The following is a 21,575-nucleotide window of genomic DNA, read 5'->3' as shown; positions in this document are numbered from 1 at the left end:
AACCGGGGGCTGTCCGAGGGGTGCGGGGCTACCTTGGCGGCGGCTGGACATTTGGGGAATGAGGTGGCATCAGAGCCGCATAGTCTCGAACCGACGACCGGCCACGCATGAAACAATTCCTGCTGAAATTCTTCACCTGGTGGAATGGCCAGACCTTTGGCACGCAATTGTGGACCTCGCGATTCGGCGAACTGGTCGGCGAGGACGAGCAGGGCAACCGTTATTACCGCACCAAGGGCGGTGAGATCGATCCGACGCTGCATTTCGAGCGCCGCTGGGTGGTCTACAACGGTTACGCCGAAGCCTCGCGCATTCCGGCCGGCTGGCACGGCTGGCTGCATCACACGGTTGATGTGCCGCCGACCGAGGAGAGCTACCAGGCGCGCGAATGGGAGAAGCCGCATCTGCCGAACCTGACCGGCACCGCGCAGGCTTACCGCCCGTCCGGCTCGACGCTGGCGAGCGGCCGCCGCCCCAAGGCGACCGGCGACTATCACGCCTGGACGCCGGGAAGCTGACTTTCACGCATTGTTGTTCTGACCTGCACGTGCGTAACGACGCGCGTGCATCGCACACGCGCCCGGCAGCGCAAGCGCGCGCCTGTGAACAACGGTAACAGCGGGGACAGGTGGGCTGCAGCCGATGCTGCCCGCTTGCGCCGGGCGCGGGTTCGCGGCTCAATAGGGCCATCTTACGGAGATGGGAAACCATCGCGTCGGATCGGGCTCCAGATCGCGACTGTCCCGATGTGCAGCGGCCTCCGAGTTGGATGCGGCCGGGAGATAGGCCCCCGGTACAGACGTCCTGAAATCGCCCGCAAATGTGAGGCTACCGTGAGACAGGAAGGGCCGCTCGGGAAACCGGGCGGCCTTTTTCTTTGCGGCGATCAGGTCAGGACAGCCGTGCCGCGGCACGGCCCATCAAGTCGGCGCGGCGCGCCTGCGACGGCGCGATCCGCTCTTTCATGAAAGCGAGAATCTCGGCCGGTGCGGTATCCGGCGAGCCCGCGTTGAACGGCGGGGCCGGGTTGTATTCGAGCCTGAGCTGGATCGCTTCCGCGGTCTTGCGGTCGACGAGCTCCGACACCAGCGTCAGCGCGAAGTCGATGCCCGCGGTGACGCCGCCACCGGTGAAGCGGTTGCGGTCGACGCAGACGCGCGTCCTGGTCGGAATGGCCCCGAAGCCCGACAGGAAATCAATCGAGCTCCAATGCGTGGTGGCGCGATAGCCCTTGAGCAGGCCGGCCGCGCCGAGCACCAGCGATCCCGTGCAGACCGACGTGACGTATTTCGCACCCTCGGCCTGCTTGCGCAGGAAGGCCAGCATCTCCTCGTCGCCGACCATGTCGTCGGTGCCGAAGCCGCCGGGCACGCAGATCACGTCGAGCTGCGGGCAATCGGCAAAGGTCGTGGTCGGCGTCAGGACCATGACGGAATCAGTCGGAACGGGTTCGATGCGTTTCCAGATCAGATGCACCTTGGCGCCGGGGACCGAGGAGAACACCTGCAGCGGACCGGTCAGGTCGAGCTGGGTCACCTTCGGGAAGACGAGCAATCCAATCTGCAGGGGTTCGGTCATCGGGGGCTCCAAATAGCGCTTGACGGAACCACGATGTCATGATGGCCTCTCGTCCAAAATGGCGTATTTCCCTCATTTTCGGACGAAGGCTCCTGAGAGAGGGCTGCCAGGAAAGTAACGTCACCTGCGAGGATTTGGCGATGATCGGCATCCTGATCTTTCCCGACTTCCAGCTGCTCGACGCGGCCGGGCCGATCGCGGCCTTCGAGATCGCGGCGCGCTTCGCCAACAACGCGCCAGCGATCAGGACGCTTGCGGTGAAGGCAGGACCGGTGCGCTCTTCGTCCGGTGTCGAGATGCTCGCGCGCGGCCTCAAGCCATCGACGGCGATCACGACGCTGATCATTGCCGGCGGCAACGGCGTGCGCACGCCGGCGACCTGTCCGGCCACGCTGTCATTCGTGCGGCGGATGGCGGGCCGCGGCATCCGCGTCGCCAGCGTCTGCTCGGGCGCCTATGTGCTGGCCGAGGCGGGCCTGCTCGACGGCCGCCGCGCCACCACGCATTGGCAGCGCACGCCGCATTTCGTGAAGACCTATCCGAAGATCAAGCTCGAGCCGGACCAGATCTTCGTCCGTGACGGCAATATCTGGAGTTCGGCCGGCATCACCGCCGGCATCGACCTCGCGCTCGCGATGATCACCGAGGACTATGGCGACGAGGTCGCGCAGAACACCGCGCGGCAACTCGTGCTGTATCATCGGCGCAGCGGCGGGCAGTCGCAGTTTTCCTCGCTGCTGGAATTGAAGACGCCGAACGGCCGGTTCGGGCCGCTGCTCGCCTGGGCGCGCGAGCATCTCGATGCGCCGCTGACGGTCGAGAACCTCGCCGACAAGGCCGGGATGAGTTCGCGGCATTTCACCCGCGCCTTCATCGCGGAGACCGGCACGACGCCGTCGAAAGCGGTCGAGCGGCTCAGGATCGAAGTCGCGCGGCAGCGCGTGCAGTCGTCGGGCGAGGCGATCGAGCGCGTCGCCGAGATCACCGGCTTCCGCGATCCTGAGCGGATGCGCCGCGCCTTCATCCGCGCCTTCGGCCAGCCGCCGCAATCACTGCGGCGTGCGGCGCGGGCCGGGTAGGCGCGTTTGGGACAAGCTCGTTGTCCGATTTCACGCGATCCATGTCGTCTTTGCAGTGATGAACCTGACGAGGGTTCCCGTGACCCACGTTAAGTGGGCATTGGGGACCCGAGGAGGTTCTAATGACAAAGCATCGAACGATTACCGGGTTCGTGGCTGTCGCCCTGCTGGCTGTCACCGCGACCGCCGCGACCATCAAGTCGCACGCGCCCCGGACCGACGGCATTGCCGTCGCCGGCACGGACACGCTCCCGGCCAAGGATTTCAGCGATCGCTGGTCCGCGATATCCGATTTGCCTCCGGCAACGGACATGACCGGGCGTGCAACTGACGCACGTTAAGGGCATGGACGGAGGTCCGGCCGGTTCGAGGACGCAGCTCGTGCAGAGATCACTCGTCTCGCAACAAAAAATGCCCCGCCGAAGCGGGGCAAGATGTTGAACGACTTAGTCTTGAGCGACTTGGTCTTGAATAGAACTAACGGTTCCGCCGCGCCGGAATAGCGCAGTCATTCACCAATACAGGATCAGCCCACGATCGCAGAGATCCACGGATGCTCTGATCGCGAACCGTGCTTCAACCGAAAGATCACTGGCCCAATGTATCGGTTGCGATCTTCTTCTTGAGTGCTTCGCAGGTATCCCTGACCTCCGCGGTCATCAGCGAGACGGCTTCGATCTGCAGGAAGAAGCGCTTGCCCTGATCGCGGTAACCGGCAGCGAACTCCTTGATCTCCGCGATCATGTCATGAACGCCTGCGACCATGACCTCGCAGTTCTTGGCGGCCAGTTGCAGTTCCGATCCAAGGGCCTCGATCTCTTTCACCGCCGCTTCATATTCGCGCACGACCGCCTCGGCCGACAGCTTGCCCACCTCGTTGACGCCGTTGCGATGCTCGACATAGTCCGGCATCGGCGAGAGGGGCCGGATGTTGCTGCGTGGTCGATGCGAAGTCACCGTGTTGATTTCGTCCTCCATCTGCTCCGACGGAGCGCGGGCGAGGACTTCTGCACTAACACTCATGCGAACTCTCCATAACTTGTTACGGCGAATGGAGTTTAGCAATGTCAACGGAATTGTCTCGATTTTCCACAGTTTTGAGGTAAGCGCAATTGTGCACTGCAGCATTGTGTTGCGTCAATGTGGCGCGTCGGGATGCCAGCCAAGCAGTGCGAGCATCACAAAGAAGCCGACGACATAGGCCGCCATGATCGGCCAGCCCTGGGTGATCCAGCGGACCACCGATTTGGCTTCCGGGTACATGTTGGACACCGCAACGCCCGCCGACGAGCCGAACCAGACCATCGACCCGCCAAATCCGACCGCGTAGGCGAGGAAGCCCCAGTCATAGCCGCCTTGCTTCAGCGCCAGCGCGGTCAGGGGAATATTGTCGAACACCGCCGAGACGAAGCCGAGCCCGAGCGCGGTCTGCCACGATGCGGTGGGCAATTTTTCGACCGGCATCATCGAGGCCGCCGTCACCAGCGCGAGCAGGAAGACGGTGCCTTTCAGCGTCTCGGGCATCACCGACCAGTCCGGCCGCCGCAGCACCGAGGTGACCAGGATCGCGGCCCAGACCGCGAGCCCGAGCACGGGCAGCGTATCGAGCAGCGCGGGGAACTTCAGATTGGCCGTCACATTGGCCGTCAGCGCGGCGAGCAGGATCACGGCCACGATCGCAACCCGCGCCCAGTCGATTCTAAGGCCGGACGGTGCATCCTTCACGATCGGGGAAAAGCGGTGCTGTTGCAGGGAGGCCGGCACCGCAAACACCAGCATCGCGACGATGGCTGCGACATAGGCCTCCACGACCGTGAGCGGGCTGATGCCGTCGATCCACATCATCGTCGTCGTGGTGTCGCCGACGACGCTGCCGGCGCCGCCGGCATTCGATGCGGCGACGATCGCCGCGAGATAGCCGATATGGACGCGGCCTCGGAACACGTGGCGGGCCACGGTGCCGCCGATCAGCGCGGCCGCGATATTGTCGAGGAAGCCCGACAGCACGAACACGATCACCAGCAGGATCAGTCCGCCCTTCCAGTCATCGGGCAGCAGCGCCGGCATCTCGTCGGGAATGCGGCTCTCCTCGAAATGGCGCGACAGCAGCGCAAAGCCCATCAGGAGCAGGAACAGGTTGGCGAGCGTGACCCACTCATGCTCCATGTGATGCGCGAGACCGGGCAGGCCGGCGCCGAATTTCGCAAAGCCCGCGAACAGCAGCTTGTAGGCGACGATCGCGGCAAGGCCCGTCAGCGCCACCGCGAGCGTGTGGTGATGGAAGATCGCGACGCCGAGCAGCGTCAGCGCGAACAGGATGAAATCGAGCGGGATACCGTAGACGAGGAGTGGCGTGAGCAAGTCGATCTCGATGGCTGGAGTGCCCGGCGGCGTGAAGCGCTGACGGCGGCACTATCGCGCGGCGTGGGGAACTTCAAGGCGCACTAACGCCGCAAGAGGCTCGCGATGCGCTCGCGAGCCCCGATCGGGAACGACGCCAGCCACGTCGCCGCGAGTCCGATTGCTCAGCCCAGCGTCTTCAGCCAGGCGCTGATCTCGGTCACCGCGATATTGGCCTGATTGAGCAGCTTGCCCATGGTGAAGAAGCCGTGGAACTGGCCGGGAAAATGCCGGTAGGTCACCGGCACGCCGGCGTCCTTGAGGAATTTCGCATACTCGTCGCCTTCGTCGCGGAGCGGATCGGCGCCGGCGGTCAGCACATAGGCCGGCGGCAAGCCGGCAAAGTCCTTCGCGCGCGCCGGCGAGGCACGCCAGTCGTTGTTGTCGGCGTCACCGAGATAATGGTTGGCGAACCAGCCGATCACCGAATGCGTCAGCAGGATGCTGGTCTCGGGCTCGCGATGCGAGGGATGCTTCCGCGAGAAATCGGTCGCGGGATAGATCAGCAGCTGGGCCGCGAGCTTCGGCCCGCCGTCGCGGGCGGTCAGGGCAACCACCGCCGCGAGGTTGCCGCCGGCGCTGTCGCCGCCGACGATCAGGCGCGCGGCGTCGATGCCGAGATCCCTGGCATTGGCGGCGACCCATCGGGTCGCGGTGATGGCGTCATCGACCGCGGCGGGGAAACGATGCTCGGGCGCGAGCCGATAATCGATCGAGATCACGATCTGCTCGCCCTCATGGGCAAGCTTCTGGCAAACCACCTCATGGGTATCGAGGTCGCCGATCACCCAGCCGCCGCCGTGGAAGAACACCAGGCAGGGCGCGAGCCCGTCTTTCTTGCGCAGCGTGTTCGGCGTGTAGATGCGGGCAGGGATCGTGCCGTGCGGCGCCGGGATCGCGAGCGGTTTGCTCGATTCCAACGCGGGAGGCTCGGGATTGGAGACGACGCGGGCGGCTCGATAATAGTCGCGCGCTTCCGGCGCGGTCAGCGTCTCATAGGCGGGACGGCCGGCCTCCTGGAACGCCTTGTAGACGGCAGCGGCATCGGGATCGAGAACGACGGGCATTGGGAGGACCTTCTTTTGGTGATGTCAATCCGGGGCGATGCGAAGCATCGAACCCGGAATCTCGAGATTCCGGGTCTGGTGCTTGCGCACCATCCCGGAATGACGGTCGTGTCAGGCGGCGGTGCGGCCGCCGTCGACGGTGTAGGCGGAGCCGGAGACGTAGCTCGCCTCGTCGGAGGCAAGAAAAGCGACGATGGAGGCGACCTCGCTTGCGAGACCGAGCCGGCGCGCCGGGATGCGGTCGACGATCTTCTCGATCGGCGGCGGCGCGTTGCCGCCGGAGCGGCCCTGCAGGATCGTGCTCAGCATCCGGCTCTCGATCATGCCGGGGCAGACGCAATTGACCCGCACGCTGGTGCCGGTGCATTCCCAGGCCGCGCTCTTGGTCAGCCCGATCACCGCGTGCTTGCTCGCGCTGTAGACCGCGATCATCGGTGATCCCATCAGGCCCGCGATCGAGGCGGTGTTGATGATGCTGCCCTGGTTCTGCTTCAGCATGACCGGCAGCAATGCTTCATGCCGAGGAAGACGCCGACCACATTGACGTCGAGCACCCGGCGAAAGCTCTCCAGCGAATATTCGGGGATCGGCCTGATGTCGCCCTCGACGCCGGCGTTGTTGTAGAAGGCATCGATGGTGCCGAAGTGGTCGACGGCGGCGCGGACATAGTCCTTGACCTCGTCCTCGTCGGTAACGTCGGCTTCGATTGCGAGGGCCTCGGCCGAGGCGGGCAGGTCCTTGATGGCGGCCTTGAGATCGGCGCCCTTGCGGTCGACTGCGACAATCCGCGCACCCCGTTCGGCGAGCAGTTGAAGCGAGGCGGTTCCGATGACGCCGGCAGCCCCGGTGACGACGGCGACCCGGCCGTCGAGCCTGATGCGATCGGGCATGGTGGGTTTCCTCTGGCTGGTCCGGTTCGATCCGGATTTTCCTGGTTTTCACGCGCGGCGGCGTGCCTTCAGCGTGAGGACTATCACACGTGTTCCCAGGAGTGACCAGAGGCTGCCCAGTGGACCGGGGAGGGGTGGCCGGGTGCCCTTTCCCCGCCGTATTCGGCGTGTTAACCGGTGGCCTGCGAGCGGCCGATATCAAGGTAGACTGTCGCGAGCCCGATTCGCCCTTTAAAGCCGCGCGAGATGCTTCGAACCGTTGCCCTGACTGGCTTTGCGGCCCTGGTTGCCGCCTCAACCATCTCGCTTGCGCCGCCCGCGCGCGCGCAGATCGGAACGATTTTCTCCGATCCCGCGCCGCGTCCGCCCGGTGCGATCCCGCGTGGTCAGCCGGCCCCTCCCAGCGACGACGACGAGGAAGTGCCGGAATTGCCGCGCGGCCGTCTGTTGCCGACACAGCCGCGGGCGCTGCCGCCAGGCCAGGCGGTGCCGCCGCCCGGCAGCGTGCAGTCGCAGCCGCTGGCGCCGCCGCCCGGCTCGACGGTGGCTCCGCAGGGCACCCAGCCCGGTGTCGCGGTGCAGCCGCCGCAACCCGGCGGTCCCGCCGTCGCCAATACGCCGCCCGGCGCCAACCCGCTGCCGCCGGGGCAGCGTCCCAAGGGCACGCCCCCAGGCACCCCGCCGCAGACGCCTGCCACGTTGCAGCCGGGCGACGAGGTCGTGCAGGAGCCGCCGTCGACCAAGATCACCAACAAGAAGGCGAGCTTCTCCGGTCTCGACAAGATCACCGGGCGCATCATCAATTTCGACGAGGATATCGGCGAGACTGTGCAGTTCGGCGCGCTGCGGGTGAAGACCGATGCCTGTTACACGAGGCCGTCGACGGAAGCCGCCAACACCGATGCCTTTGTCGAGGTCGACGAGATCACGCTGCAGGGCGAGGTGAAGCGGATCTTCTCGGGCTGGATGTTCGCGGCAAGCCCCGGCCTGCACGGCGTCGAGCATCCGATCTACGACATCTGGCTGACCGACTGCAAAGGGCCGGACCAGACCATCGTGACCGCCGCACCCGATCCGCCGAAGGCGCCGACGCCTCCGCCACCGCCGGCCCAGAAGCGCGCGCCGCCGAAGCAGGCCGCACCGCGTCCGCCGCCACAGCCGCAATACCAGCAGCAGCCGCCACCTCCGCCGCCCCAGCAACAGCAGCGGCCGGGCGGGTTGTTCGGCGGATTGTTTGGGAACTAGCAAGCACGGCCCGGATGGAGCGCAGCGAAATCCGGGTTCTCTTCGCGGAGAGACTTTCCCGGATTACGCGGAGCCTGTCATCGGGCGCGCGTTCGCGCGACCCGTTGGCTTCATCCGGGCTACGCGATCAACCGTTCAATTGCGCTCGGCGATGATTGCCAGCGCGTCGGCACCTTTGACCGGCTGGGTGGCGTCGAGCCTGCGGAAATCCGCCGGCGCGCCCGTGATCGCCTTGTCGAGCAGCGCGCGATAGCGGCGCCGCGAGATCTCGATCGCGCCGAACGTCCTCAGGTGCTCCGTCACATATTGCGTGTCGAGCAGTTCGAACCCGCCCGCGATCAGCCGCGCCACCAGATGCACCAGCGCGACCTTCGATGCATCGCGCGTGGTGTGAAACATGCTTTCGCCGAAGAAGGCGCGGCCGAGGCTGACGCCGTAGAGCCCGCCGACCAGATTGTCGTCCTGCCAGACCTCGACGCTGTGGCAATGGCCCGACGCGTACAGCCCGACATAGAGATCGCGGATGCGCCTGTTGATCCAGGTGTCGTCGCGGCCGGGCTGCGGCGCCGCGCAACCGGCGATCACGGCCTTGAACGCGGTATCGACGGTGACCGTGAAGGCATCGGAGCGCACGGTGCGCGCCAGGCGGGAGGCGACACGGAAGCCGTCGAACGGAATCACGCCGCGCAATTCCGGCTCGACCCAGAACAGGGTCGGATCGTCGGCGCTCTCCGCCATCGGGAAGATGCCGCAGGCATAGGCGCGCAGCAGCACCTCGGGCGTGATCTCGGAGGAGGCGGAGTCGCGTGACGTCATACCGCCAAGGATAGCAAAGCGCGGGCGGTCTTGCGATGGGGGCTGCCACCGGGACGCTACGTGTTGACGAAACGCGCTGGTTCCTCCACAAGCCGCGCCGTTCCGCAGCAGTTTCCCGAGACGGACTGCGCGGTCGTGCTAGATTGCAACAAAAAGATGGCGGCGCTGCCGGGACACGGCGGCTTGCGCGCCCGACAATCGACACAGGTGAGGGGGACGCTGCATGAAATGGTCATGGCGGACGTTTGCGCCGTTGCTGGTCTGGCTGGTGATCTATCTGGTCCCGGTGCCTTCGGGGCTGAACGCCAATCAGTGGCACTATTTCGCGGTGTTCGCCGCCGTGATCACCGGGCTGATCCTTGAATCGATGCCGGTCGGCGCGGTCGGTCTGATCGGCCTGACGGTCGCCGGCATCGGCGGCTATGTCGAGCACGACCCGAACAAATCGCTGCGCTGGATGCTCGGCGGCTTTTCCGAGAGCACGGTGTGGCTGATCGTCGGCGCCTTCGTGTTCTCGATCGGCTATCGCAAGAGCGGGCTCGGCCGCCGGCTGGCGCTGCTCTTGGTGCGCGGCCTCGGCCGCCGCACCATCGGGCTCGGCTATGCGGTGGCGTTTTCCGATCTCGTGCTGGCGCCGGCGACGCCGTCCAACACCGCGCGCTCCGGCGGCACCATCTATCCGATCGTCAGCAACATCCCGCGCATCTACGGCTCCGAGCCCGGCCCGACCGCGGGCAAGATCGGCACCTTCGTGATGTGGACCGCGTTCGCGACCACGGCCGTCACCAGCTCGCTGTTCCTGACCGCGCTGGCGCCGAACGCCGCCGCGCTCTCGATCGCCAAGAAGCTCGTCAACATCGAGGTCGGCTGGTCGCAATGGTTCATCGGCTTCGCGCCGCTCGGGATCCTCTTGCTGCTGCTGGTGCCGCTGCTCAGCTATCTGGTCTGCCGGCCCGAGATCAAGGAGAGCCCCGAGATCGTGACCTGGAGCGAGGGCGAGCTCGCCAAGATGGGGCCGCCGTCGCGGCACGAATGGATCATGGCGGTGCTGGTGGTGCTCGCGATGTTCCTGTGGATCTGCGGCTCCAATCCCAACATCAGCGTGCCGCTGCTCGGCTCGAATTTCATCAACGCGACCACGGTCGTGTTCGTCGTGATCTCGCTGATGCTGCTGACCGGCGTGATCGCGTTCGAGGACATCGTCGCGGAGAAGAGTGCGTGGGAGGTATTTTTCTATTTCACCTCGCTGCTCACGCTGTCGTCCGGCCTCAACGAGATCGGCTTCATCAAATGGGTCGCCGAGGGCTATGCCAAGCCGCTTTCCGGCACGTCGCCGCTGGTCGGGATGATCCTGCTCGTCACCTTCTTCTTCTGGATCCACTATTTCTTCTCGAGCATCACCTCGCATACCGCCGCGGTGCTGCCGGTGGTGCTCGCCGTCGGCTCCAGCATTCCCGGCCTGTCGGTGCAGACCTTGATGCTGCTCTGCGTCTATTCGCTGGGCCTGATGGGCGTGATTTCGCCCTATGCCACGGGACCGGCGCCGATGTATTACGGCAGCGGCTATATCGGCAAAGGCGACTTCTGGAAATTCGGGCTGATCTTCGGCCTGATCTACTTTGCCGGATTGTTGCTGATCGTGTTGCCCTGGTTACAAATGATCGGGTAAAATAGCCACAATCCAGCGAGAAACAGCGGCCGACCGGGAAGAGCCGCTATCCTTACAATTCTTAACGCGCTTTGTCCGGCAGAAGCCTTCAAAATGCTTCGTCGGATGTGGCGCGCGCGGAGTTCAGGGGACACATAGAGCCGCGCGAGCTCATTCGTGTTTCTTCGTGGGCAGGTTATGGACCAGCAGATCAAAGACCCGTCGATTGTGGCGCCCGAGCGAACCAGGCGAGGATCGCGTTGGCGGGGGTTTCTGACGGGATGTCTCGTATTGGCGGTGCTTGCCGGCATCGTCTGGTGGACGCGGCAGCAGGCCGCGCCGCCGCAGGCCGGTGGCGGGCGCAACGCCGGGCCGATGTCGATCGTACCGGAGACGATCGGCAAGGGCGATATCGGCGTCAGCCTGAATGCGCTCGGCACCGTGACGTCGCTCGCGACCGTGACGATCAGGAGCCAGATCAGCGGCTATCTGATGAAGATCGATTTCAAGGAGGGCGATGAGGTCAAGAAGGGCGACCTGATCGCCGAGATCGATTCGCGCCCCTACGAGGCGACGCTGGCGCAGGCCAAGGGCCAGCTCGCCCGCGACGAGGCGCAGCTGAAGGGCGCCCAGGTCGATCTCACCCGCTACCAGAACCTCGCCGCGCAGAACGCCGTGCCGCATCAGACGCTCGATACCCAGGTCGCGCTGGTCGCGCAGTACCAGGGCACGGTGGAGGCCGATCGCGCCTCGGTGAAGTCGGCCGAGGTGAATTTGCAATATTGTCACATCGTGTCGCCGATCAACGGGCGCGTCGGACTGCGCCAGGTCGATCTCGGCAACTATGTGACGCCCGGCGATACCAACGGCCTCGTCGTGATCACGCAGCTCGAGCCGATCAGCGTGCTGTTCACGCTGCCGGAGGACAATCTGCAGGCGGTCTCGAAGCGGTTGAGGGAGGGCGCGGTGCTGCCGACGGCGGCCTATGACCGCAGCGGCGCCAACAAGCTCGCCGAGGGATCGTTGCAGACCTTCGACAGCCAGATCGATGCGACCACCGGCACCATCAAGCTGCGGGCGCAGTTCGAGAACGACAAGCGCACGCTGTTTCCGAACCAGTTCGTCAACGTCCGCCTGCTGCTCGATACCCACAAGGATGCGACGACGATGTCGACCGCCGGCATCCAGCGCGGTGTCCCCGGCACCTTCGTCTATCTCGTCAACGCCGACAGCACGGTCTCGGTTCGGCCGGTCAAGCTCGGCGTCACCGACGGCGACCGGGTCGAGGTGCTGTCCGGGCTCGTGGCCGGCGATCGCATCGTGATCGACGGCGCCGACAAGCTGCGCGAGGGTGCGAAGGTGGTGGTGCGCTCCGCCGCCGATGCCGCGAACCCTGCCGCTGCGGCCAAGGGGGCGGCGAAGGGAGACGGCAAGGGAGATAGTAAGGACGGCGCTGATCCCGGAGGCGGCCACCACAAGCGGTCCGAGGACGGGCAGAAGAAATGAACCCGTCGCGGCCATTCATCCTGCGGCCGGTAGCGACGACCCTGATGATGATCGCCATCATGCTGTCGGGCATGCTGGCTTTCAGATTTCTCCCGGTCGCGGCACTGCCGGAGGTCGACTACCCGACCATCCAGGTGCAGACCTTCTATCCGGGCGCGAGCCCCGACGTGATGACCTCGTCGGTGACGGCGCCGCTCGAGGTGCAGTTCGGCCAGATGCCGAATCTGACCCAGATGAGCTCGGTGAGCTCGGCGGGCTCGTCCGTGATCACGCTGCAATTCGGCCTGTCGATCTCGCTCGACGTCGCCGAGCAGGAGGTGCAGGCCGCGATCAATGCCGCGGGCAATCTGTTGCCGTCGGACCTGCCGGCGCCGCCGATCTACGCCAAGGTCAATCCGGCCGATGCGCCGATCCTGACCCTCGGCCTGACCTCGAAGACCATGCCGCTGACCCAGGTACAGGATTTCGTCGACACGCGGCTGGCGCAGAAGATCTCGCAGCTGCCGGGCGTCGGCCTCGTCAGCATCAGCGGCGGCCAGCGGCCCGCGGTGCGCATCCAGGCTGATATCCGCAAGCTCGCGGCCTATGGCCTCAACATCGACGATCTCCGCACCACGCTCGGCAACGCCAACGTCAACACGCCGAAGGGCAACTTCGACGGCGCGATGCGCGCCTACACCATCAATGCCAACGACCAGATCCGCAATGCCAGCGACTACCGCTCGCTGATCATCGCCTACAAGAACGGCTCGCCGGTCCGCCTCAGCGATGTCGGCAACGTCGTCGACGGCGCGCAGAACGACAAGCTCGGCGCCTGGATGAACGAGACGCCGGCGATCATCCTCAACATCCAGCGCCAACCCGGCGCCAACGTCATCTCGGTGGTGCAGGGCATCAAGGACCTGCTGCCGCAGCTGCAGGCCACGCTGCCGGCCGCGATCGACCTCAATATCCTGACCGACCGCACCGTCACGATCCGGGCCTCGGTGCGCGACGTCGAATACGAGCTGTCGCTCGCCGTGATTCTGGTCGTGCTTGTGATCTTCGTGTTCCTGCGCTCGACCCGCGCCACGCTGATCCCGAGCCTGTCGGTGCCGCTCTCGCTGGTCGGCACGCTGGGCGCGATGTATCTGTTCGGCTTCAGCCTGAACAATCTGTCGCTGATGGCGCTGACGATCGCGACCGGCTTCGTGGTCGACGACGCCATCGTCGTGATCGAGAACATCTCGCGCTACATCGAGGAGGGCGAGTCGCCGCTCGAGGCGTCGCTGCGAGGGTCGGAGCAGATCGGCTTCACCATCATCTCGCTGACGGTATCGCTGATCGCGGTCCTGATCCCGCTGCTGTTCATGGGCGACGTCGTCGGCCGCCTGTTCCGCGAATTCGCCATCACGCTGTCGGTCACGATCCTGATCTCGGCCGTGGTGTCGCTGACCCTGGTGCCGATGGCCTGCGCCAAGCTACTGAAGCCGGAGGCCATGGCGCGGGAAAACACCTTCCAGCGGCTCAGCCGCGAAGGCTTCGATGCCGTCATTGCGATCTACGCCCGGATGCTCAATTGGGTGCTGGATCGCCAGACCTTCGTGCTGCTGATCGCGCTCGCCACCTTTGGTCTGACGGCGCTGCTCTACGTCGTTATCCCCAAGGGCTTCTTTCCGGTGCAGGACACCGGCGTGATCCAGGCGATCTCCGAGGCGCCGCAATCGGTGTCCTATGCGGCGATGGCCGAGCGGCAGCAGCGGCTCGCCAGCGCGATCCTGAAGGATCCGGACGTGCAGAGCCTGTCGTCGTTCATCGGCGTCGACGGCACCAACACCACGCTGAACAGCGGCCGCATCCTGATCAATCTGAAGCCGCATGAGCAGCGCAAGGCCAATGTCTCGACGATCATGGACCGGATCAAGGCGAGCACGGCGGCGCTGACCGGCATCACGCTCTACATGCAGCCGGTCCAGGACCTCACCATCGAAGGCACGGTGAGCCGGACGCAGTACCAGTTCATCCTGCAGGATGCCGATCCGAACGAGCTTGCGGAATGGACGCCGAAGCTGGTCGACAAGCTCCGGGAATTGCCCCAGCTCAGCGATGTCACGAGCGATATTTCGGCGCAGGGGCTTTCGGTGTTCGTCGACATCGACCGCGACCAGGCGGCGCGATTCGGCATCACGCCGGCGACGATCGACAACGCACTGTACGATTCCTACGGCCAGCGCATCGTCTCGACCGTCTTCACCAATTCGAACCAGTACCGCGTGATCCTCGAGGCCGATCCGTCGCTGCAGACTTCGCTGGACTCTCTGTCGTCGATCTACCTGCCGTCATCGGTGGGCTCGACGCCGGTGCCGCTGTCGGTGATGGCCAAGATGCGGGTGGAGACCGCGCCGCTGCAGATCTCGCATCTCGGCCAGTTCCCGTCGGCGACCGTCTCGTTCAACCTGGCGCCCGGCGCCTCGCTCGGCGGGGCGGTGACGGCGATCAAGCAGGCGCAGGCCGACATCAACCAGCCGCTCGGCATGATCACGAGCTTCCAGGGCGCGGCGCTGGCGTTCCAGTCCTCGCTGTCCAACCAGCTGTTCCTGATCCTCGCCGCGATCATCACGGTCTATATCGTGCTCGGCGTGCTCTATGAGAGCTTCATCCATCCTTTAACCATCCTCTCGACGCTGCCCTCGGCCGGGATCGGCGCGCTGCTGGCGCTGATGATGGCCGGACAGGATCTCACCATCATCGCGATCATCGGCATTATCCTCCTGATCGGCATCGTGAAGAAGAACGCGATCATGATGATCGACTTCGCGCTCGATGCCGAGCGCAACGAGGGCAAGCCGCCGCGGGAGGCGATCTATCAGGCCTGCCTGCTGCGGTTCCGGCCGATCATCATGACGACGATGGCAGCTGTGCTCGGCGCGCTGCCGCTGATGCTCGGCAGCGGCGCGGGGTCCGAGCTGCGGAATCCGCTCGGCATTTCGATCGTCGGCGGCCTCCTGGTGAGCCAGCTGCTGACCCTGTTCACGACACCGGTGATCTACCTCTGGTTCGATCGCCTCGCGCTGCGATTTGCCGGGCGGGCGGACGAGATCGGCGAGGCGAGCGGGTCGCGTTGAGCCATGGATCCTTCAACGCCCTTCATCCGTAGGCCGGTGGCAACGACGCTGTTGACGTTCGGGCTTGCGGCGGCCGGCATTGTCGCGTTCTTCAAGCTGCCGGTGTCGCCGCTGCCGCAGGTGGATTTCCCGACCATCTCGGTGCAGGCGACGCTGCCCGGCGCCAGCCCGCAGGATGTCGCGACCACGGTCGCAAGTCCGCTCGAGCGACATCTCGGCCAGATCGCCGACGTCACCGAGATGACGTCGTCGAGCTCGGTGGGCGCGACCCGCATCACGCTGCAGTTCGGGCTGAACCGCGACATCAACGGCGCGGCGCGCGACGTGCAGGCCGCGATCAATGCGGCGCGGGCCGACCTGCCGACCAGCCTGCGCAGCAATCCGACCTACCGCAAGGTCAACCCGGCCGACGCGCCGATCCTGATCCTGACGCTGACGTCGGATACGCTGACGCGCGGCGATCTCTACGACGCCGCCTCCACGGTGCTGGCGCAGAAGCTGTCGCAGGTCGAGGGCATCGGCGAGGTCGTGGTCGGCGGCAGCTCGCTGCCGGCCGTGCGCGTCGATCTGATCCCGCAGGCCCTCTACAAATACGGCATCGGTCTGGAAGACGTCCGCGCGGCGCTGTCGAGCGCCAACGCCCACAGCCCGAAGGGCGGCATCGACGTCGGCGACCAGCGCTACCAGGTCTACGCCAACGACCAGGCCAACAAGGCCGGCGACTACAAGTCGCTGATCGTGGCCTACCGCAATGGCGCGCCGGTTCATCTCTCCGACGTCGGCGAGGTGGCCGACGGCGTCGAGAATTTGCGCAATGCCGGTCTCGCGAACGGCAAGCCGGCGGTGCTGATCATCCTCTACCGGCAGCCGAACGCCAACATCATCAGTACCGTCGACCTCGTGAAGGGGGTGATGCCGCAGCTGCAGGCGTCAGTCTCGCCGGCGATCGACATCGGCTTTGCGGTCGACCGTTCGACCACCATCCGCACCTCGCTCCGGGACGTCGAACGAACCCTGGTTCTGGCGGTGCTGCTGGTCATCATCGTGGTGTTCGCCTTCCTGCGCAATGCGCGGGCCACCTTCATTCCGGTGGTGGCGGTCTCGGTGTCGCTGGTTGCGACCTTCGGGGCGATGTACCTGTTCGGCTACAGCCTCGACAACCTCTCCCTGATGGCGCTGACGGTCGCGACCGGCTTCGTGGTCGACGACGCCATCGTGGTGCTGGAGAACGTCACCCGCTACATCGAGCAGGGGCTGAGCCCGCTCGAGGCGGCGCTGAAGGGCGCCAACGAGGTCGGCTTCACCGTGCTGTCGATGAGCATCTCGCTGATCGCGGTGTTCATCCCGATCCTGCTGATGGCCGGCATCGTCGGGCGGCTGTTCCGCGAGTTCGCGATGGTGATCTCGATCTCGATCCTGATCTCGCTCGCGGTCTCGCTGGCGACCACGCCGATGATGTGCGCCGTGCTGCTCAAGCCGGACACCGGCGGCCATGGCCGGCTCTATTGGGCGAGCGAGCGGTTCTTCGAGGCGATGCTGAACTTCTACCGCAGAACGCTGACCGCGGCGCTGGCGCATCCGCTGTCGGTGATGCTGATCCTGGCGGCGGTGTTCGGCCTCAACTTCTATCTCTACGACGTGATCCCGAAGGGCTTCTTCCCGCAGCAGGACACTGGCCGGCTGGTCGGCTCGATCCAGGCTGACCAGAGCGTGTCGTTCCAGCTGATGCAGCAGAAGCTCGCGCGGTTCGTCGGCATCATCAAGCGCGATCCGGCGGTTGAGACGGCGGTCGGCTTCACCGGCGGCGGGCAGACCAATTCCGGCTTCGTGTTCGTCTCGCTTCGTCCGCTTGATGAGCGCAAGATCGGCGCCGACGGCGTGATCGCGCGGCTGCGCCGCGAGATGTCGGTGGTGCCGGGCGCGAGCCTGTTCCTGCAGGCGGTGCAGGACATCCGGGTCGGGGGCAGGGCCTCGAACGCGCAGTATCAGTACACGCTGCAGGGATCGACGCTGGAGGAGCTCAATGAATGGACGCCGAAGATCGCGGCGGCCCTGCAGCGCGATCCTGATCTCGCCGACGTCAACAGCGACCAGCAGAACAAGGGCCTGGAATCCGATCTCGTGATCGACCGCGACGCCGCGGCCCGGCTCGGCATCACGGTGAGCCAGATCGACAACACCCTCTACGACGCCTTCGGCCAGCGGCAGGTGTCGACGATCTATGTCGCGCGCAACCAGTATCACGTCATCATGGAGGTCGCGCCGCGCTACTGGCAGAACCCGGAGACGCTGAAGGACGTCTATATCAGCACGTCCGGCGGATCGGTCGGCGGCTCGCAATCGACCAACGCGGTGGCAGGCACGGTCGTCGCCCCAGGCAACTCCAGCGCGGCCAGTGCAGCCAACGCCCAGGCCGCGCGCAACCAGGCCACCAACTCGATCGGTTCGACCGGGAAGGGCGTTGCCTCGACCGGATCGGCCGTCTCCACCAGCAGCGAGACCATGATCCCGCTGTCGGAAGTTGCAGCATTCAAGCAGGGCGCGACGCCGCTTGCGGTCAATCACCAGGGTCTGTTGGTCGCCAACACCATCTCGTTCAACCTGCCGCCGAACGTGTCGCTGAGCACGGCGGTCGGCAGCATCGAGGCGACCATGAACCGGATTGGGGTCCCGGCCACGATCCGCGGCACCTTCCAGGGTACCGCCAAGGCGTTCCAGGACTCGCTGAGCAACCAGCCGTTCCTGATCCTGGCCGCGCTGGTGGCGATCTACATCGTGCTGGGCATGCTCTACGAGAGCTACATCCATCCGCTGACCATCTTGTCCACATTGCCCTCGGCGGGTGTGGGCGCCTTGCTGGCGCTGATGGCATTCAAGACCGAGTTCAGTATCATGGCGCTGATCGGCGTCATCCTGCTGATCGGCATTGTGAAGAAGAACGCCATCATGATGATCGACTTTGCGCTGGAGGCGGAACGCAGGCGCGGGCTGGAGCCGCTCGAGGCGATCCGGGAGGCCTGCCTGCTGCGCTTCCGCCCCATCATGATGACGACGATGGCCGCGCTGCTCGGGGCGGTGCCGCTGGCGATCGGCATGGGCGACGGCGGCGAGCTGCGGCAGCCGCTCGGCATCGCCATCGTCGGTGGCCTGATCCTGAGCCAGGTCCTCACGCTCTACACGACGCCGGTTATCTACCTCTATCTCGACCGGTTCCGCCTGTGGGCCCAGCGCGCGCGCCGTGGCGGCGCGATGCGGACGCCGGGCTCCTCACTTCAACCGGGCGAGTAAATGCCGACAGGTACAGCGTTGCGAAATCTTCAGTTGATGCGCAAGCCGATCCGGTTTCTGCGCGTGGCGGCGTTCGGCGGCCTCAGCCTCGGTCTGTCCGGCTGTATTCCCGGGGCGGAGAAGCCGGAGCTCAGCCTCGAAGTGCCGGCGAGCTACAAGACTGCGGCCAAAGGCGATGCCGACGCGGCTGTTCCGGCGCTCGCCTGGTGGCGCGGCTTCCGCTCGCCCGAGCTGACCGGGCTGATGGAGTCCGCGCAGCTCTACAATCTCGACATCGCGGTGGCGATCGCCCAGATCGTGCAGGCCGACGCCCAGGTCGGCGTGTCCGGCGCCGCGCTGCTGCCGTCCATCTCCGGATCGGCGAATGCCGAGCGTCAGCGCGTGGCAACGGGATCCAGTTCGTCGTTCGGCACCAGCGGCACCTTCTCGCAGTACAGCCTGGGGCTGAGCGCAAGCTACATCGTCGATTTCTGGGGCAAGAACCGCGCGACGCTGTCGGCCTCCGAGGAGAGCGCGACCGTCGCGCGCTACAATCGCGAGGTGGTCGCGCTGACCACGATGGCGACGGTCGCCAACACCTATTTCCAGCTGCTGGCGGCGCAGGACCAGATCAAGGTCACCCGCCGCAACCTCGCGGCGGCCGAGCGCATCCTTGCGCTGATCAAGTCGCAATTTGCGGGCGGCACCGCTTCGCAGCTGGATCTGTCGCAGCAGGAGGCGCTGGTCGCCACGCAGCGCGCGGCGATCCCGCCGCTCGAGGTAACGGTCGGGCAGAACACCGCGGCGCTCGCCGTGCTGGTGGCGCGCGCGCCGGCCGATTTCAAGGTGCGCGGCGGGTCCACCACGCAGATCGCGGTGCCGCGCGTCACGCCGGGACTGCCGTCGGAATTGCTCTACCAGCGGCCTGACGTCCGCGAGGCCGAGGCGCAGCTGGCGTCGTCCAATTTCAGCGTCGACGCGGCGCGCGCGGCATTCTTTCCGCAGATCCAGCTGACCGGCACTACCGGCTTCCAGAGCGCGGCGCTCGCCGCGCTGTTCGCGCCCGGCGCCTGGTACTACACGCTCGCCGCCGGGCTGACCCAGCCGCTGTTCGACGGCTTTCTGCTGGAGAGCCAGCTCAAGCTCGCCAAGGGGCAGCAGCTGCAAAACCTGCAGGCCTATCGCAAGGCGGTGCTGTCGGCCTTCGCCGATGTCGAGAAGGCGCTGATCGCGTCGCAGAAGTACACATTGCAGGAGCGCCTGCAGTCCGACGTCGTCGCCGCCTCGCGCAAGGCGTTCGAGGTCGCCGAGACGCAGCTGCGCGGCGGCACGGTCAACCTGATCACGGTGCTGCAGGCGCAGCAGACGCTGTTCACCGCCGAGAACAATCTGGTCACGGTCAGGCTCAACAAGCTGCTCGCGGCGAGCAGCCTGTTCCAGGCGCTCGGCGGCGGCTGGACGCCCGCCGGTACGCTGGCGGCGGCAGTGCCATGAGGTCAGCCATGCAGCGTTTCGCGACACTCCTCGTTGCCCTCGTCATCGGGCTCGGCGCATCGACCGGCGCGTCCCGCGCGCAGCAGCGGCCACCGAACAGCGTTCCGCTCGCCTTCGGCATGAGCGCCGACCAGGCCAGCCGGTCGCTCGGCGTTCCCCTGAATTACGTGCGCGGCACGCCGGGCAATGAATTGTTCGTCGCGCTGCCCAATGTCAGGGGCAGCGTGCTGTCGAGGCGCAGCGACGGGCTCTATCTGCAATTCGGCAAGGGACGCCTGATCGCCTGGAAGGGCGACTGGGGCACCCTTCCGCAATGAGGGTTCTGGCCATGATCGCCATGAGAGGATTGATCGCCTGCGCCGCCATCGCGCTCAGCGTAGCCGCGGCATCGGCCCAGCAGCGGCCGTTGCGCTACGGCAGCGCCGGCGGCGCGTATTTCGACGGCAGGGACGACGACCGGGATTTTCGCAGCAACGGCTATTTCCCCGGCAATTTCGCGGCCGATCCCTTCAGCGCGGGGTTCGGTGCGGCCGGCCTGTTCGGCTCGACGCCGTGGCATTCCGCGCGACCCTATCCGTCGCAGGTTGTGTTTGGCGCGCCGTGCCAGGACTGCCGTCCGCATCGCGCACGCCGGCACCGCGGCAGGCACGAGTGAGGCGCTTCGCAAAGGCTTGATGCCTCTAGGCCTTGCGCAAGAGCTCGTCGATGATGCGCAGCTTCATCCAGCCGGCCTTGTCGATGATTTCGTTGCGCAAGGTGTCCTTTTCCATCTCGTATTGTTCGTGCGAGATATCCCGGCCGCCGGTCGCGGTGATCCCGAACGTCTCGAGCAGGGCGTTGTGCCGCGCCTTCCACGCGATCACATGCTCGGTCATGACTTGCGTCACGGATGGAAGGAAGCCGGGATGGCCTGCGAGGCTGCATGACGCCGTGGTCTGCGGGTCTTCTGCCAGCATGATCACGTTCCACTCGTCGTAGCCGATCAGCCCCATCTGCGCGTAGAGAAACGCGCCTTGCGGTCCATCCCAGATTTTCTGGTCGATGACCAGGAACGGCACCGCGTGGCAGTGGCCGTGCCGCGCCGTCATGTCGCGGTTGAAGGTCTCGGTACGGTCCTGCAATCGCTTGCTGGCCGCAGCGAACACGGCAAGGCGATTGTCTGCCGTCGGTACGATGCTGGCTTCGCCATCAGGCGCGAAGCCTGCATCGCGCAGCATCGACCCGATCAGCGGGTGATCCCACTGCTGCTTGTGAAAAGCCGGCGTCGCGCCCTCGGCGGCCGGCGCCGGACGCACGGTCTCCTTGAGCTCGCCCGAGTTTGTCTCTTGGGTCGTCTCTTGCTTCTTTCCAAAAATTGGCCTGCGCCCGAACATCGCGTGCCGCTCCCGCCAAGCAGTCGGCACAAGCATCGCAAGGGACGCCCAGAACTTTCTTAAACGGTCAGGCCTGGCGGGTAGCGATCGATCAACAGCATGACGCAG

17 protein-coding genes and 1 pseudogene are annotated in these 21,575 nt (G+C 65.7%); 11 read left to right on the top strand and 7 right to left on the bottom strand.

Features of this window, described 5'->3' with window-relative positions; all coding sequences use genetic code 11:
- The first annotated feature begins 107 nt into the window (after positions 1-107).
- Positions 108-518, top strand: a complete 411-nt coding sequence (locus J2R76_RS08685) for an NADH:ubiquinone oxidoreductase subunit NDUFA12 (RefSeq protein ID WP_057019975.1) — start codon at positions 108-110, stop codon at positions 516-518.
- A 373-nt stretch (positions 519-891) separates the two neighbouring features.
- Here the strand turns inward: J2R76_RS08685 and J2R76_RS08680 are convergent, their stop codons facing one another.
- Entirely contained in the window at positions 892-1,578 is a 687-nt protein-coding gene (locus J2R76_RS08680; protein ID WP_076832220.1) for a DJ-1/PfpI family protein, read from the bottom strand.
- A gap of 140 nt (positions 1,579-1,718) precedes the next feature.
- On the opposite strand from J2R76_RS08680, the gene J2R76_RS08675 reads away from it, so the two are divergent.
- Positions 1,719-2,657 carry a GlxA family transcriptional regulator gene (locus J2R76_RS08675; protein ID WP_076832223.1) on the top strand — a complete coding sequence of 313 codons (939 nt, stop codon included), beginning with the start codon at positions 1,719-1,721 and terminating at the stop codon, positions 2,655-2,657.
- A 122-nt stretch (positions 2,658-2,779) separates the two neighbouring features.
- Positions 2,780-2,998, top strand: coding sequence for a hypothetical protein (locus J2R76_RS08670; RefSeq protein WP_076832225.1), 219 nt, complete (start codon positions 2,780-2,782; stop codon positions 2,996-2,998).
- 247 nt (positions 2,999-3,245) lie between these two features.
- On the opposite strand, the gene J2R76_RS08665 is transcribed toward J2R76_RS08670, so the two are convergent.
- From J2R76_RS08665 to J2R76_RS08650, 4 genes and pseudogenes are all read right to left on the bottom strand, one after another.
- Positions 3,246-3,680 carry a hypothetical protein gene (locus tag J2R76_RS08665; RefSeq protein WP_229193149.1) on the bottom strand — a complete coding sequence of 145 codons (435 nt, stop codon included), beginning with the start codon at positions 3,678-3,680 and terminating at the stop codon, positions 3,246-3,248.
- 114 nt (positions 3,681-3,794) lie between these two features.
- Entirely contained in the window at positions 3,795-5,018 is a 1,224-nt protein-coding gene (locus J2R76_RS08660) for an SLC13 family permease (protein WP_076832228.1), read from the bottom strand.
- Between the two features lie 164 nt (positions 5,019-5,182).
- Positions 5,183-6,124, bottom strand: coding sequence for an alpha/beta hydrolase (locus J2R76_RS08655; protein ID WP_076832230.1), 942 nt, complete (start codon positions 6,122-6,124; stop codon positions 5,183-5,185).
- 111 nt (positions 6,125-6,235) lie between these two features.
- A pseudogene (locus J2R76_RS08650) lies at positions 6,236-7,014 on the bottom strand (SDR family NAD(P)-dependent oxidoreductase).
- A 246-nt stretch (positions 7,015-7,260) separates the two neighbouring features.
- Here J2R76_RS08650 and J2R76_RS08645 point away from each other — a divergent pair.
- Positions 7,261-8,259, top strand: coding sequence for a DUF2155 domain-containing protein (locus tag J2R76_RS08645; protein ID WP_253623925.1), 999 nt, complete (start codon positions 7,261-7,263; stop codon positions 8,257-8,259).
- A 135-nt stretch (positions 8,260-8,394) separates the two neighbouring features.
- Here J2R76_RS08645 and aat read toward each other — a convergent pair whose 3' ends face one another.
- Positions 8,395-9,075 (bottom strand): leucyl/phenylalanyl-tRNA--protein transferase, encoded by a 681-nt coding sequence (gene aat, locus J2R76_RS08640; RefSeq protein WP_253623924.1) that lies wholly within the window; start codon positions 9,073-9,075, stop codon positions 8,395-8,397.
- A gap of 223 nt (positions 9,076-9,298) precedes the next feature.
- Here aat and J2R76_RS08635 point away from each other — a divergent pair, with 223 nt between their 5' ends.
- The 7 genes from J2R76_RS08635 to J2R76_RS08605 all read left to right on the top strand — a co-directional run bounded on the left by J2R76_RS08635 (position 9,299) and on the right by J2R76_RS08605 (position 20,749).
- Positions 9,299-10,744, top strand: a complete 1,446-nt coding sequence (locus J2R76_RS08635; protein WP_018271403.1) for a DASS family sodium-coupled anion symporter — start codon at positions 9,299-9,301, stop codon at positions 10,742-10,744.
- Between the two features lie 177 nt (positions 10,745-10,921).
- Positions 10,922-12,229 (top strand): MdtA/MuxA family multidrug efflux RND transporter periplasmic adaptor subunit, encoded by a 1,308-nt coding sequence (locus J2R76_RS08630; RefSeq protein WP_375166486.1) that lies wholly within the window; start codon positions 10,922-10,924, stop codon positions 12,227-12,229.
- Positions 12,226-15,333 carry an MdtB/MuxB family multidrug efflux RND transporter permease subunit gene (locus J2R76_RS08625; RefSeq protein ID WP_057019984.1) on the top strand — a complete coding sequence of 1,036 codons (3,108 nt, stop codon included), beginning with the start codon at positions 12,226-12,228 and terminating at the stop codon, positions 15,331-15,333. The genes J2R76_RS08630 and J2R76_RS08625 overlap by 4 nt, the downstream gene beginning before the upstream one ends.
- A gap of 3 nt (positions 15,334-15,336) precedes the next feature.
- Positions 15,337-18,621, top strand: coding sequence for an efflux RND transporter permease subunit (locus tag J2R76_RS08620; RefSeq protein WP_253623923.1), 3,285 nt, complete (start codon positions 15,337-15,339; stop codon positions 18,619-18,621).
- A complete protein-coding gene (locus tag J2R76_RS08615) occupies positions 18,622-20,094 on the top strand; it encodes an efflux transporter outer membrane subunit (protein WP_253623922.1) in 1,473 nt (490 codons plus the stop codon).
- A gap of 8 nt (positions 20,095-20,102) precedes the next feature.
- Positions 20,103-20,411: a hypothetical protein gene (locus J2R76_RS08610; protein ID WP_168857925.1), complete on the top strand. Its 309-nt coding sequence runs from the start codon at positions 20,103-20,105 to the stop codon at positions 20,409-20,411.
- 11 nt (positions 20,412-20,422) lie between these two features.
- Complete coding sequence (locus tag J2R76_RS08605; protein ID WP_229191252.1) at positions 20,423-20,749, top strand: BA14K family protein; 327 nt, start codon at positions 20,423-20,425, stop codon at positions 20,747-20,749.
- Positions 20,750-20,774: 25 nt separating this feature from the next.
- On the opposite strand, the gene J2R76_RS08600 is transcribed toward J2R76_RS08605, so the two are convergent.
- Positions 20,775-21,389: a hypothetical protein gene (locus J2R76_RS08600; RefSeq protein WP_229191253.1), complete on the bottom strand. Its 615-nt coding sequence runs from the start codon at positions 21,387-21,389 to the stop codon at positions 20,775-20,777.
- Between the last annotated feature and the right edge of the window lie 186 nt (positions 21,390-21,575).

It is taken from the genome of Bradyrhizobium sp. USDA 4532, assembly GCF_024171315.1.
Lineage (GTDB): Bacteria > Pseudomonadota > Alphaproteobacteria > Rhizobiales > Xanthobacteraceae > Bradyrhizobium > Bradyrhizobium australafricanum.
The sequence above is the reverse complement of the archived record's forward strand: the minus strand, read 5'-3'. Positions and strand labels throughout refer to the sequence as shown.